The 13069-nt window shown below is 71.5% G+C and carries 15 protein-coding genes; 6 read left to right on the top strand and 9 right to left on the bottom strand.

The features are described 5' to 3' along the window. Together ACTIFU_RS08735 and ACTIFU_RS08730 are read left to right on the top strand one after the other, a co-directional pair. The coding region (locus ACTIFU_RS08735) for a molybdopterin oxidoreductase family protein (protein ID WP_439577917.1) at positions 1-640 on the top strand (640 nt) is incomplete at its 5' end. A 76-nt stretch (positions 641-716) separates the two neighbouring features. Then, positions 717-1139, top strand: a complete 423-nt coding sequence (locus ACTIFU_RS08730; RefSeq protein WP_439577916.1) for a CBS domain-containing protein — start codon at positions 717-719, stop codon at positions 1137-1139. Between the two features lie 7 nt (positions 1140-1146). Here ACTIFU_RS08730 and ACTIFU_RS08725 read toward each other — a convergent pair whose 3' ends face one another. From ACTIFU_RS08725 to dapD, 3 genes are read right to left on the bottom strand one after another with little or no spacing between them, the layout of a single operon-like run. Next, a complete protein-coding gene (locus ACTIFU_RS08725) occupies positions 1147-1713 on the bottom strand; it encodes a hypothetical protein (protein ID WP_439577915.1) in 567 nt (188 codons plus the stop codon). Further along, complete coding sequence (gene dapE, locus ACTIFU_RS08720) at positions 1710-2852, bottom strand: succinyl-diaminopimelate desuccinylase (RefSeq protein ID WP_439577914.1); 1143 nt, start codon at positions 2850-2852, stop codon at positions 1710-1712. Before dapE ends, ACTIFU_RS08725 begins: the two co-directional genes overlap by 4 nt. Further along, the gene (gene dapD, locus ACTIFU_RS08715) at positions 2845-3675 is read right to left on the bottom strand and encodes a 2,3,4,5-tetrahydropyridine-2,6-dicarboxylate N-succinyltransferase (protein WP_439577913.1); all 831 of its coding nucleotides are present in this window, start codon (positions 3673-3675) and stop codon (positions 2845-2847) included. Before dapD ends, dapE begins: the two co-directional genes overlap by 8 nt. 136 nt (positions 3676-3811) lie before the next feature. Between dapD and ACTIFU_RS08710 the strand changes: the two genes are divergently transcribed. Both ACTIFU_RS08710 and ACTIFU_RS08705 read left to right on the top strand, forming a co-directional pair. Further along, positions 3812-5179, top strand: a complete 1368-nt coding sequence (locus ACTIFU_RS08710) for a diguanylate cyclase domain-containing protein (protein ID WP_439577912.1) — start codon at positions 3812-3814, stop codon at positions 5177-5179. Continuing rightward, a complete protein-coding gene (locus tag ACTIFU_RS08705; protein WP_439577911.1) occupies positions 5176-6489 on the top strand; it encodes a DUF2336 domain-containing protein in 1314 nt (437 codons plus the stop codon). Before ACTIFU_RS08710 ends, ACTIFU_RS08705 begins: the two co-directional genes overlap by 4 nt. Positions 6490-6501: 12 nt before the next feature. Here ACTIFU_RS08705 and argB read toward each other — a convergent pair whose 3' ends face one another. Genes argB through rpmH form a run of 6 tightly spaced genes read right to left on the bottom strand, consistent with a single transcriptional unit; the run spans position 6502 to position 10643 of the window. After that, positions 6502-7398, bottom strand: a complete 897-nt coding sequence (gene argB / locus ACTIFU_RS08700) for an acetylglutamate kinase (RefSeq protein WP_439577910.1) — start codon at positions 7396-7398, stop codon at positions 6502-6504. 52 nt (positions 7399-7450) lie between these two features. After that, positions 7451-8119, bottom strand: coding sequence for a ribosome biogenesis GTP-binding protein YihA/YsxC (gene yihA / locus ACTIFU_RS08695; protein ID WP_439577909.1), 669 nt, complete (start codon positions 8117-8119; stop codon positions 7451-7453). After that, positions 8116-9894, bottom strand: coding sequence for a membrane protein insertase YidC (gene yidC, locus ACTIFU_RS08690; protein ID WP_439577908.1), 1779 nt, complete (start codon positions 9892-9894; stop codon positions 8116-8118). Before yidC ends, yihA begins: the two co-directional genes overlap by 4 nt. Next, positions 9894-10142 (bottom strand): membrane protein insertion efficiency factor YidD, encoded by a 249-nt coding sequence (yidD, locus tag ACTIFU_RS08685; RefSeq protein WP_439577907.1) that lies wholly within the window; start codon positions 10140-10142, stop codon positions 9894-9896. The genes yidC and yidD overlap by 1 nt, the downstream gene beginning before the upstream one ends. Continuing rightward, positions 10139-10492 carry a ribonuclease P protein component gene (gene rnpA, locus ACTIFU_RS08680; RefSeq protein WP_439577906.1) on the bottom strand — a complete coding sequence of 118 codons (354 nt, stop codon included), beginning with the start codon at positions 10490-10492 and terminating at the stop codon, positions 10139-10141. The genes yidD and rnpA overlap by 4 nt, the downstream gene beginning before the upstream one ends. Before the next feature lie 13 nt (positions 10493-10505). Beyond that, positions 10506-10643, bottom strand: coding sequence for a 50S ribosomal protein L34 (rpmH, locus tag ACTIFU_RS08675; RefSeq protein WP_019016486.1), 138 nt, complete (start codon positions 10641-10643; stop codon positions 10506-10508). Positions 10644-10856: 213 nt separating this feature from the next. Between rpmH and ACTIFU_RS08670 the strand changes: the two genes are divergently transcribed. Beyond that, entirely contained in the window at positions 10857-11597 is a 741-nt protein-coding gene (locus tag ACTIFU_RS08670; protein ID WP_439577905.1) for a TVP38/TMEM64 family protein, read from the top strand. Next, entirely contained in the window at positions 11590-13038 is a 1449-nt protein-coding gene (locus ACTIFU_RS08665; RefSeq protein ID WP_439577904.1) for a dihydrolipoyl dehydrogenase family protein, read from the top strand. The genes ACTIFU_RS08670 and ACTIFU_RS08665 overlap by 8 nt, the downstream gene beginning before the upstream one ends. The last annotated feature ends 31 nt before the right edge of the window (positions 13039-13069 follow it).

Below are 13069 nucleotides of genomic sequence, written 5' to 3'. Positions count from 1 at the left end.
CTGGATCATCGTCGAACTCGCGCGCCGGCTCGGCCTCGCGTGGGAGCATCGGCCGGTCGCCGAGGTCTATGCCGAGATGGCCTCGCTGATGCCCTCGCTCGACCACATCAGCTGGGAGCGGATCGCACGCGAGCATACGGTGACTTACCCCACGCGCGGCCCCGACCTGCCGGGCGAGGAGATCGTGTTCGGCGATCGCTTCCCCACGCCTGATGGGCGTGCGCGCCTGGTTCCGGCCGGCCTTTCCGATCCGGCGGAACTCCCGGATGCCGAGTATCCGTTCGTGCTGACCACGGGCCGGCAACTGGAGCACTGGCACACCGGGACGATGACGCGGCGCGCGGAGGTGCTCGATGCGCTAGAGCCCGCGCCGTCACTGAGCCTCGCGCCGGCCGATCTGCGCCGGCTCGGCCTGCGGGCAGGCGAGCGCGTGCGCGTGACGACGCGCCGTGGCGAGATCGTGCTGCCGGCGCGCGTCGATGCCGGGCTGCCCGAGGGACTGGCCTTTGTGCCCTTCGCCTATCGCGAGGCCGCGGCAAATCTGCTGACGCACCCGGCGCTGGATCCGATCGGCAAGATCCCCGGGTTCAAGTACTGCGCCGCACGGATCGACCGTGTGGAGGCCATGACGGCCGACTGACGCTGCGCTTTGCGCTGCGTCAACCCACCGTCCCGCGCTCCCGTCTATGAACCCTCCATGACGGGGGAGTGACACGATGCAGACACGCTCCATGCACGAGATCGTGCGGAACCAGAAGCCGCTGACCCTGCCGCCCACGGCGACGGTGAAGAAGGCGTGCGAGGCGATGCACGCCCGCCGCGTCGGCGCGGTGCTGGTGGTTGACCGCGGCGGCCGGCTCGCCGGCATCTTCACCGGCCGGGACGCCGTCCGCCTGCTGGCCCAGGGGCTGGACGCAGCGCACACGAACCTCGCAGCGGTGATGACGGACAATCCGGTGACCATCGCGCCGGAGCAGAACGCGATCGAGGCCCTGCGGCTGCTTGGCGACTGCGGCTTCCGCCACCTGCCGGTGGTCAAGGACGGCCATGTCGTCGGCATCGTCTCGCGCTACGATTTCCGCGCGATGGAGCAGGTCCGGATGGACGAGGAGACCGGCTATTTCGAGGTGCTGCGGTGACGCGGCCTCAGCGCACGAGCGCGACGGAGAGCGTCAGCCCGGAGATGAACAGTCCGAGCACGAGGTCGACGCCGACCACGGCGATCGCGCGGGGGCCAGGGATGTCGAGCGACTCGCGCGCGACGAACCATTGCAGCCAGAGCACATAGCCGAGTGCCACCAGCGTGACGAGCTGGCCGAGACCGCGCGGCAGCGCCGCGGCGAGCAGGGCGGCGGCGAGGAATACCATGACCTGCGCGAGGTTGGTCCAGTTCCAGGCGCACACGAACAGCGGCCAGCGATCCAGCCGGTCCAGCATCCGTGCGACCGCGACCATCACCAGCGGCAGGGCAAACCAGCCGACCACGTAGCCGATCGCCTCGGCGAGCCAGAGCCGCACCGGGTCTGCGCCGGCCACCATCGGCGGCGCCGAGAGCAGCTTGAGCGCGAGGAAGAACGGGGCCGCGACGAACATGGCAACGAAGCTGCGCCAGGCGCCGTAGGGTGAACCGTCGAGCAGTTCGAGGCCGATCGCACGCCCGCGCGCCAGCAGCGACACCGACGCGATCCCCGCGGCGACATCGCGCGTGCTCACGCGCTGAAGGCGTCCAGCACGCCGCCGTAGACGCGGGCGAGCTCGCGCAGCTCCGCCACCGGAACCCGTTCGTCGGCCTGATGCATGGTGCTGCCGACCAGGCCGAACTCGGCGACCGGGCAGTGGCGGGCGATGAAGCGCGCGTCCGAGGTGCCGCCGCCGGTGTCGAGCCGCGGCGTCACGCCCGTTGCCTTGGCGATCGCGCCGACCAGCCGATCGACCTCCGGCCCGGGCGTGGTGAGGAACGCTTCGCCGGAGCAGGAGAACGCGACCTCACGGCACGGCGCCTCAGCGTCGATGATGCCGCGCATCCAGGCTTCCAGGCTGGCCGCCGTGTGGCGGTCGTTGAAGCGGATGTTCCACTTCGCCTCGGCCCGCGCAGGGATCACGTTGGTGGCCGGGTTGCCGACATCGACGCTGGTGATCTGCAGGGTGGTGGGCTCGAACCAGTCGGTGCCGGCATCGAGTGGCTCGGCGGTCAGGCCGTGCAGCACGCGCACAAGGCGGTGGATCGGGTTGTCGGCGCGCTGCGGGTAGGCGCTGTGGCCCTGCGTGCCCTTGACCACCAGCCGCGCGCTCATCGAGCCGCGCCGTCCGATCTTCACCAGGTCACCCAGGGTAGCAACCGAAGTCGGCTCGCCGACCAGACAGAACCCGGGGACCTCCTGCCGCTCCGCCATCCACGCCAGCACCCTGACGGTGCCGTCCACCGCCTCGCCTTCCTCGTCGCCGGTGATCAGCAGCGACACCGCGACCGGGGGGCGGCCCTGATGCCGGTCGAGCCAGCAGGCGAGCGCGGCGACGAAGGCGGCGATGTTGCCCTTCATGTCGGTGGCGCCGCGGCCGTAGAGCAGTCCGTCGCGAACTTCCGCCCCGAACGGATCAGCGGACCACGAGCCGTTGCCCGCCGGCACCACGTCGGTGTGGCCAGCGAAGCAGAGCGCAGGCCGGCCCGTGCCGATGCGGGCGTAGAGGTTGCGCACGCGCCCGTAGGTGAGCTCGGTGCAGGTGAAGCCGAGCCGGGTCAGCGCTTCGGCCAGCACGGTCTGCGCGCCGGCGTCCTCGGGCGTGATGGAGGGGCAGCGGATCAGCGCCGCGGCCAGCGGCAGCGGGTCGGCGAGGCCAGGGCCTTCAGTCACGCAACAGATCGTTGATCGAGGTCTTGGCGCGCGTCTTCTCGTCCACGCGCTTGATGATCACCGCGCAGTAGAGCGATGGGCCGGGCGAACCGTCCGGCAGCGGCCGCCCGGGCAGGCTCCCCGGCACGACCACGGAGTACGCGGGCACTCGGCCGGTGAACACCTCGCCGCTGACACGATCGACGATCTTGGTGCTCGCGCCGATGAAGACGCCCATCGAGAGCACGGAGCCGCGCTCGACGATCACGCCCTCGACCACCTCGGATCGCGCACCGATGAAGCACTCGTCCTCGATGATCACCGGCGCAGCCTGCAGCGGCTCCAGCACCCCGCCGATCCCGGCCCCGCCCGAAATGTGGCAGTTCCTGCCGATCTGGGCGCAGGAGCCGACGGTCGCCCAGGTGTCCACCATCGTGCCGGAATCGACATAGGCGCCCGCGTTCACGAACGAGGGCATCAGCACCACACCCGGCGCGATATAGGCCGAGCGCCGTACCACCGAGCCGGGCACCGCGCGGAATCCAGCCTCGCGGAAGCGGTTCTCGCCCCAGCCCTCGAACTTCAGCGGCACCTTGTCATAGGCGCCGGCCGCGGTGTCCATCACCCGGCTCTCGGTCAGGCGGAAGGACAGCAGCACCGCCTTCTTCAGCCACTCATGGACCACCCAGCCCGAGCCGGTGGGGGCGGCGACCCGTGCCGTGCCGGAGTCGAGCGCCTCGAGTGCCGCCTCAACCGCCTCGCGCGCGCGGCCACCCGAGGCCGGGCTCAGCTCGGTCCGGCGGTCCCACAGCGCCTCGATCTCGCCCTTCAGCCGATCGTCCATGCGGCTCCATCTCCCCTCGGCGGAGGGGCGGGAGCCTCGCGGCCCGCGCCTGCCCTGTCAACGGCGTGGCTCCGGCAACCCGGCGTTAACGCCGGACGGTGTTCACTCGACGCCGGCCGAAGCACCGGACTCCGCGATGACGCTCGATCTCGCCACGCCTCAGTTCGACAACGCCCTGCGCGACGCCCTGCTCGACAGCCGCCAGCGGTGGCGGGATCTGGTCGACATGGCGGCCGATTTCGCCTGGGAGACCGACGCCGAGGGCCGCTTCACCTTCGTCTTTCCCGATCCGGCGCTGGGCTGGTCGGCCGGGGAACTGATCGGCCGGCCGGCCGACGACATCCTGGCCGAGGGGCCCGCCGGATCCCCCGGCTTCTCGCCATTCCGCCCCGACCGGCAGCGGCGCGGCGTGCGCGCCTGGCTGCGCCGGGCCGACGGACGTCTGGCCTGCCTCTCCTTCGCCGGGGTGCCGCTGGTCGATGCCGATGACCGGCTGATCGGCGCGCGCGGGGTGGGGCGCGACGTGACCGAGGAGGAGCGGCGCACCGGCGCGCTCGCCACCGCGCTCCGGCGCGAGGCGCTGATCGACGCGGTATTGGCCGAGACGCGCACCGAGGTGCTGGCCAAGGGCATGCTGGCCGGGGCTGCACGCGCGATGATGCCGGCGCTGGGGGCGGCGGGCACGGCGATCCTGCGGCGGACCGAGGCCGGGCTGGTGCCCGTGCTGACGGTCGGCGAGGCGCTGCCGGCGCTGGTCGCGACCGCGGCCGCGCTGGAGGAGCACGCCGGGTTCGGCACTGCGGTCGGCGAGGGCCCGGAGGGTCGGCCGGTTGCCGCGGCCGCGGCGCTGCAGCCGGGCGGCGGCGGCGGGCTGATCGTGATCTGGCGCGCGCCCGACGCGCGCGGCTGGGACGGCGAGGAGCGGGTGCTGATCCATGCCGCTGCCGATTTCGTCGGGCTGCTGCTGGCGCAGGAGTCCATGCAGGCCGAGATGCTGCGCCAGGCCCGCACCGACCCATTGACCGGCCTGCTGAACCGCCGTGCCTTCTTCGAGGAGCTCGAGCGCCGGCTGGAGCGGCTGGATCGTCAGGGTCAGCCCGGCGCGCTGCTCTATGTCGATCTCGACAACTTCAAGCCGATCAACGACCGGCACGGCCACGAGGCGGGTGACACTGCGCTCCGCGCCGCCGCCGGGCTGCTGCGCGCGGCCGTGCGGCCGTCGGACCTGGTCGCGCGGATCGGCGGGGACGAGTTCGCGCTCTGGCTCGACGGCGCCGATCCCAGGATTGCCCTCAGCCGGGCCGAGCGGATCGTCGCCGATGCGCCGCTCGCCCTCGCGCACCACTCGACCGCCGAGCAGGCCCCGCTCTCGCTCTCCGTCGGCATCGCCGTCCGCGCGCCGGGCACGCGCGAGCCGACGAGCCATCTGATGGTCCGTGCCGATGCCGCCATGTACGCCGCCAAGCGCGGCGGCAAGTCTGGATGGAGCCTCGCAGTGCCATGAGCACGATCCGCCGCCCGCTGATGCGGGCGCCCGACTACGAGGACGCGAAGCGCATCGCCCGGGCCGGCAACGCGACCGAGCGGGCGGCACTCGCCCAGCGCCCGGACATGGCGCCGGAACTGCTCTTCTACCTGGCCGCCGACCACGAGAGCGAGGTGCGCGTCGCGGTCGCGGCCAACGATCAGACCCCGCCGCAGGCCGACCGTCTGCTCGCCGACGATGCCGACGAGCGTGTCCGTGTGGCGCTCGCGCGCAAGATCGCCACGCTCGCGCCGCAGCTCGATCCGTCCAGCCGCGACCGTCTCCAGCGCCTGACCGCCGAGACGCTATCGCGGCTGGTGCAGGACACGGCGGTGCAGGTGCGCGCCGCGATCGCCGATGTCGTCAAGGACATGCCGGATGCGCCCCGCGAGCTGATCCTTGCCCTCGCGCACGACACCGAGATCCCGGTGGCCGGGCCGGTGCTGGAGCTCTCGCCGCTGCTGTGCACCGAGGACCTGCTCGCGCTGGTCCATGCCCCGCCAGGCGCCGAGACGATCGGCGCGATCGCGCGCCGGCCGCATCTGAACGAGACGGTGTCCGACGCGATTGCGGCGACGGCCAACTCGCCGGCGATCACCGCGCTGTTGCGCAACCGGTCCGCCCAGATCCGCGAGAACACGCTGGATGCGCTGATCGCGCGCGCGTCGGACAACGTAGAATGGCACGAGCCGCTGGTGCGCCGTCCGCACCTCTCGTCACGTGCCGCGCGCGCGCTGTCGGCGATCGTCGCCGAGCATCTGGTACACGCGCTGTCCACGCGACCGGATCTCGATCCGGGCACGGCCGAGTTCCTGCGCCGCCAGGTGGTGAAGCAGGTCGCCTGGGGGACGCCGTCGGTGCCGACCCACCGCTCCGACCTGCCGCTGCCGACGGATGCGTTCGCCGCGGCGGGGGAACTCAAGGCGCGCGGCCGGCTGACCGAGGCGCACGTGCTGGCCGCGGCCGACCGCGGCGAGGTGCGGATGGTCGCGGCGATGCTGGCGCGCGCGGCCGATGTCGCGCTGTCGGTGGTGGAACGCGCGGCGAACCTCCGCAGTGCCAAGGGTCTGGTCGCGATCTGCTGGAAGGCCGGGTTCTCGATGCGCGTAGCGGCGAGCGTGCAGGCCCTGCTCGGGCGGCTGCCGCCGACCGCGATCCTCACCGCCGGACCCGGCGCCTGGCCGCTGAGCGATGAGGAGATGCGCTGGCATCTCGGCTTCCTCGCGCGCGAGGGCATCGCGGGCCAGCGCCCGTCCGCGCAAGCCGCCACCCAGCCGGCCGCGAGCTGAACCGGGCCCGGCCTAAAGCCGGATCAGCGTGCCCGCGCCCTGCTCGGTGAAGAGCTCGAGCAGGATCGCGTGCGGCACGCGCCCGTCCAGGATCACCGCCGCCTCCGCCCCTGCCTTCACCGCGGCCAGGCAATGCTCGACCTTCGGGATCATCCCGCCCGAGATCGTGCCGTCCGCCATCAGCGTCTCGGCCTGGCTCGCGGTCAGTTCCGGGATCAGCCGCTTGTCGCGATCCAGCACGCCGGGCACGTCGGTCAGCATCAGCAGGCGCTTGGCCTTGAGTGCCCCCGCGACCGCGCCGGCCACCGTGTCGGCGTTGATGTTGTACGTCTGCCCGTCCGGCCCCAGCCCCACCGGCGCGATCACCGGCACGATCTCGGCACCCCTCAGCGCGTTCAGCACCCGCGTGTCGATGTGCTCGGGCTCGCCGACATAGCCGAGATCGAGCGCGCGCTCGATGTTCGAGCCGGGGTCGCGCTTCGTCCGCGTCATCTTGCGCGCGCGGATCAGGCCCCCGTCCTTGCCGGAGAGCCCGACCGCCATCACGCCCGCCTGGGTGATCAGGGACGCGACCTGCTTGTTGACGGTGCCGGCGAGTACCATCTCGACCACCTCGACCATCTTCTCGTCGGTGACGCGCAGGCCGTCGACGAAGGTGGACCGGATCTGCAGCCGCTCCAGCATCGCGTTGATCTGCGGGCCACCGCCATGCACCACCACCGGATACAGGCCGGAGAGCTGGAGCCAGGCGACGTCGCGGCCGAAGGTGACGGCGAGCTCCTCCTCGCCCATCGCGTGGCCGCCGTACTTGATGACGATCGTCGCCTCGTCGTAGCGCAGCAGGAACGGCAGCGCCTCGGACAGGATCCGCGCCCGCTGTTCGCCCGTCGCCACGCCACCGCTGTCCATCCGGCCCTCCTCCACTTGGTGGGCGGGCTCTAGCGGCCGGTCCGGCGCGCGGTCAAGGCAGGGCGAGCGAGGCCAGGTCCGCGCGGAGTTCGGGGATGCCGACGCCGGTCTCGGCACTGGTCGCGAGGACAAGCGGATGCGCTGCGGTGTGGGCGCGCGCGACCGCCGCTGTCGTCGCGGCGATCGCGGCCAGTGCCGGCGGCTTCAGCTTGTCGGTCTTGGTCAGCACCAGCTGGTAGGCGACCGCGGCCTCGTCGAGCAGGGTCATCGCCGCCTCATCGGCCGGCTTGAACCCCACGCGGGCGTCGATCAGCAGCACCACGCGGCGCAGCGTAGGGCGCCCACGCAGATAGCCGAACATCGCCCCCTGCCACGCCTCCTTCACGCTCTTCGCCGCCTCGGCGTAGCCGTAGCCCGGCATGTCGACGAGCGTCAGCCTGCCGGCGAGGTCGAAGAAGTTGAGCTGCTTCGTTCGCCCGGGTGTGGCCGAGACGCGTGCCAGCGCGCGCCTTCCGGTGAGCGCGTTGAGCAGGGACGACTTGCCGACATTCGAACGACCCGCGAACGCCACCTCGGGTCCGCGCACCGCGGGCAGCTGGTCGAGCGTCTGCGCGGCGTGGACGAACGCGGCCTCGCCCGCGAACAGCACCCGCCCCGCCTCGATCAGCGCCGCACGGGAGGCCTCGTCCGCTGCCTCGGCGAGACCGCCCGACACCGTCACGTCTTGGTCGGCGCCGGCGGCTGCTGCGCGACCTTGCGCATGATCGCCCATTGCTGTGCGATCGACAGGAGATTGTTCCACGACCAGTAGATCACCAGCCCGGCCGGGAACTGTGCGAGCATGAAGGTGAACACGAAGGGCAGCAGCATGAACACCTTCTGCTGCACCGGATCGGGCGGTGTCGGGTTCAGCTTCTGCTGGAGATACATCGTGATCCCCATCAGGATCGGCCAGATGCCGAGATGCAGGAACGGCCCGAGGATCGGGATCACGGTCGGGTCCCAGGGGATCAGCCCGAGCAGGGTGAAGATGTTGGTCGGGTCCTTGGCCGAGAGGTCCTGGATCCAGCCGAAGAACGGCGCATGGCGCATCTCGATGGTGACGAACAGCACCTTGTAGAGCGCGAAGAACACCGGGATCTGGAGGATAATCGGCAGGCAGCCCGAGACCGGATTGACCTTCTCGCGCTTGTAGAGCGCCATCATCTCCTGCTGAAGCTTGGCCGCATCGTCCTTGTGCTTCTCCTTCAGTTCCTGCATCTGCGGCGCGAGCAGCTTCATCTTGCTCATCGCCTTGTAGGATTTGTTGGCGAGCGGGAAGAACAGCGCCTTCAGGAACAGGGTGAAGATCAGGATCGCCACGCCGTAGTTGCCGGTCGTCTCACCAAGCCAGTGCAGCGCCTCGAAGAACGGGCGCGTCAGGAAGTAGAACCAGCCCCAGTCGATCGCCTTGTCCAGCCCCTCGACCCTCAGGGCGGCGGCGTAGCGGTCGATCAGGTGCACCTCTTTCGCACCAGCGAAGAGGTGGCTGCGCGTGGTGGTCTGCAACCCGGGCCCGATCGTCTTGGTGCCCGCGAGGAAATCGATCTGGTAGCGCGGCTGCCCGCCTTCCATCGGCACGCGCCAGGTGAACGCCGTCTCCTGGCCCTGGTCGGGGATCAGCGCGCCGAGCCAGTACTTGTCGGTGAAGCCGGCCCAGCCGCCGCGGCCCTCATGGGTGAACGAGGCCCCGCCCTGCTTCTCGGCCTCGTCCTTGGCGCTCGTGTAGGACTGCTCGGTCAGCCGTCCGCCGAACACGCCGACCAGCCCCTCGTGCAGGATGAAGAACCCCTCGGTCGGCGGCGTGTGCTCGCGCCGCAGGCGGCCCCAGGGGTTTACCGTGACGGTCGCCGCCCCGCTGTTGATCACGCGCTGCTCGATCGTGAACAGGAAATGGTCGTCGATGCCGATCGCGATCTCGAAGCGCTGACCCCGCTCGTTGTCCCAGAACAGCGTGACCGGCCGTCCGGGACCGAGCACCGTCGCCGAGGTCTGCCAAACCGCATCGGGCGGCGGCACCTGCACGTCCGAGCCGATCGCGCTCCAGCCGAACTGGGCGTAGTAGGCCTCAGGGTTGCCGCGCCGCTCCAGCACGCGCACGCGCTCGCTGTCCGGGTCGGGGGTGACGCCGAAGCGGCGCAGCGTGACATCGTCGATCACCGCGCCCACGAGGTTGATCGAGCCGACCACGTCCGGGCTGTCGATCCGCACACGCAGGGAAGCCGGCGTGGTGGCGGGCCGCGGTGCCGTCGGCGCGACCCCGGGCACGGGCGAGGCGAGCGGTGCACCGGCCGTGGCCCCGCGCGCCTGCTCCGCCTCGATCTCGGCCAGCGCCGCGATCTCTGCTTGGCGCGCGCGCTCCGCCTCGCGGATCGGCTGGTTCCACAGCACCTCGAAGACGAACAGGATGGCGATCGAGATCGCGATCGCGAGGATCAGGCGCTTCTGGTCGACCATCATCCGTCCTTGTCGGGCGCGTCGCAGCGTCGCGGCACCGGATCGTGCCCGCCCGCGCACCAGGGGTTGCAGCGCAGGACGCGCCAGGCGGCAAGCCCCGCGCCCTTCACCGCCCCGTGGGTGACGATCGCCTCCTTGGCATAGGCGCTGCACGACGGCACGAAGCGGCAGTTCGCGCCGATCACGGGCCGGAGCGTCCATTCATAGGTGACCACAGCCCCGCGCAGCAGATGCGCAAGCGGGCTCACGGCGCGGCCCCGAGCCGGGCCAGCGCCGTGCGCAGGTCCTCGACCAGCGCCGGGAACGGCCGCTCGAGCGTTGCGGCCCGGCCCACCAGCACGACGTCCCAGCCCGCCGGGCCAGGGCGCAGCACCTGATCGGCGGCCGCACGCAGCCGCCGGCGGGCGCGGTTGCGCGCCACCGCATTGCCGATCTTGCGCGAGCAGGTGAAGCCCAGCCGCATGCCCGGCCGCCCCTCGACCTTCAGACCCTGGACGAGCATTCCGGGCATGGCGTGCTTGCGTCCCTTCGCGGCGACGGCAAGGAACTCGGCGCGCCGTGTCAGCCGGGCAGGACGCGGGCTCTGCGTGCCGGGCACCCGATCCGGGAGCTCAGGCGGAGAGGCGCTTGCGGCCCTTGGCGCGGCGCGCCGCGAGCACCTTGCGGCCCCCCGGCGTCGCCATGCGCGCACGGAAGCCGTGGCGGCGCTTGCGGACGAGCTTGCTCGGCTGGAAGGTGCGCTTGGACACGGGTGGTACTCCTGTTCGGGGCGCAACAATGCACGGCAACCGCATGAATTCCATGCGGCGCCCCGGTCGATCGGACGCGTATAGCCAGTGGTGCCGGGCAGCGTCAATGACGGGGAACCACACCTCACCACTGCGTCAGGCGCGGCAGCGGGGAAACCATCACGCGGCGCGCGGCGAAACGAGGGCAGCCTGCCGGAGAGGGACACGCTGATCATGACCGCTGATGGAACGGCGCCCGCGCGCCCCGGGTGGATGCGGCTTTGGCCCCTGGCGCTGATCGGCGCCGGGATTGCCCTGGCCTTCGTGCTCGGGCTGGATCGGCATCTGTCGGCCGAGGCGCTCGCCGCGAACCACGCTGCGCTCGCCCGGGCGGTGCGCGACAACCCGGTGCTGACGGGGGTCGCGTTCCTCGCCGTCTATGCCGCCGCCGTCGCGGTCTCCCTGCCCGGCGGGGTGTTCCTGACCCTCTCGGGCGGGCTGCTGTTCGGGCACCTCTGGGGCACGGTGCTGTCGGTGCTCGGTGCGACCGCGGGCGCGGTGCTGCTGTTCCTCGCCGCGCGCTACGCGCTCGCCGAGCTGCTTGCGCGCAAGGCCGGGCCGGTGCTGGACAAGGTCCGGCCAGGGTTGGAACGCGACGGGCTGTCCTATCTGCTCGTGCTGCGCCTCGTGCCGCTGTTCCCGTTCTGGCTGGTCAATCTTGCCCCCGCGCTGGTCGGGATGCGGCTCGGCCCCTATGCGCTCGGCACCTTCCTCGGGATCATTCCGGCGACCGCAGTGTTTGCCGGCATCGGCGCCGGGCTCGGCGAGATCCTCGCTGCCGGTGGCCGGCCCGATCTCGGCGTGATCCTCTCGCCGGGCGTGCTGCTGCCGCTGATCGGCCTCGCTCTCCTGTCCCTCATCCCTGTCATCTGGCGCCGGATCGCCGCGCGCCGCGCGGAGAAGTCCCATGCCTGAGCGCCGCGAGTTCGACCTGGTCGTGATCGGCGCCGGCGCGGCGGGGCTGTCCGTCACCGCGGTCGCCGCCCAGCTCGGTGTGCCGGTCGCGCTGATCGAGCGCAACCACATGGGCGGGGACTGCCTCAATTTCGGCTGCGTGCCCTCCAAGGCGCTGCTCGCCGCCGCGCACCACGCCGCCGCGATCCGCGCCGCGCCGCGGTACGGTGTCACCGCCGGCCAGCCGCAGATCGAGTTCTCGCGCGTGCTCGATCACGTGCACCACGCGATCGCCGAGATCGCGCCGAACGACAGTGAGGAGCGCTTCACCGGGCTCGGCGCGACCGTGATCCGCGGCGAGGCGCGCTTCACCGGCCGTGACATGGTGGCGGTGAACGGCATGACGCTGAAGGCGCGGCGCGTCGTCGTCGCGGCCGGCGCGCGCGCCGCCGTGCCGCCGATCCCCGGGCTCGACACGGTGCCCCACTTCACCAACGAGACGCTGTGGGAGAACCGCGTCCGCCCGGGCCATCTGTTCGTGATCGGCGGGGGCCCGATCGGGTTGGAGATGGCCTTCGCGCATCGCCGACTCGGTTCCGAGGTCACGGTGCTCGAAGTCGCCAGGATGCTCGGCCGCGACGACGCGGAGCTCGCCGAGGGCGCGCTGCTCGCGCTCAAGGACGAGGGGATCGTGCTGCGCGACGGCGTGAAGATCGCGCGCGTCGAGGGTGGCGAGGGCGCGATCGTGGTCGTGCTCGACGCGGGCGAGGGACGCGAGGAGCGTATCGAGGGTTCCCACCTGCTGGTCGCGGCCGGGCGTCGGCCCAATCTCGATACGCTCGATCTCGGCCAGGCCGGGATCGAGACGACGAAGCTCGGTGTCAAGGTCGATCGCGGTCTGCGCAGCGTCAGCAACCGCAAGGTGTATGCGATCGGCGACATCGCCGACATCGACGGGATCGGACCGCGCCAGTTCACCCATGTCGGCAGCTACCACGCCGGGATCGTGATCCGCTCGGCCCTGTTCCGCCTGCCGGCCAAAGTCGACTACGCCGCCCTGCCGCGCGTGACCTACATCGAGCCGGAACTCGCCCAGGTCGGCATGACCGAGGAGGAGGCGCGCGCGGCCGGGCACCGCGACCTCGTGATTCTGCGCTGGCCGCTCGCCGAGAACGACCGCGCGATCACCGAGGGAAGCACGCGCGGGTTGGTCAAGGTCGTCGCCACGCCGAAGGGGAAGATCCTCGGCGCCGGCATCCTCGCCCCGCACGCGGGCGAGATGATCGGGATGTGGGGGCTCGCGATCACGACCGGCACGAAGCTCTCGACGGTGGCCGGCATGATCGCGCCCTACCCGACGCTGTCCGAGGCAAGCAAGCGCGCCGCCGGCCAGGCGTTCGTGCCGAAGCTGTTCGCGCCGATGACCAAACGGATCGTCTCACTGCTGCGCCGGCTCGGCTGACGGGCCGGTCACGGCGCGCTTGCGCTGGCGG

The sequence above is a fragment of the Elioraea sp. genome (assembly GCF_051860475.1).
GTDB lineage: Bacteria > Pseudomonadota > Alphaproteobacteria > Acetobacterales > Acetobacteraceae > Elioraea.
The sequence above is the reverse complement of the archived record's forward strand: the minus strand, read 5'-3'. Positions and strand labels throughout refer to the sequence as shown.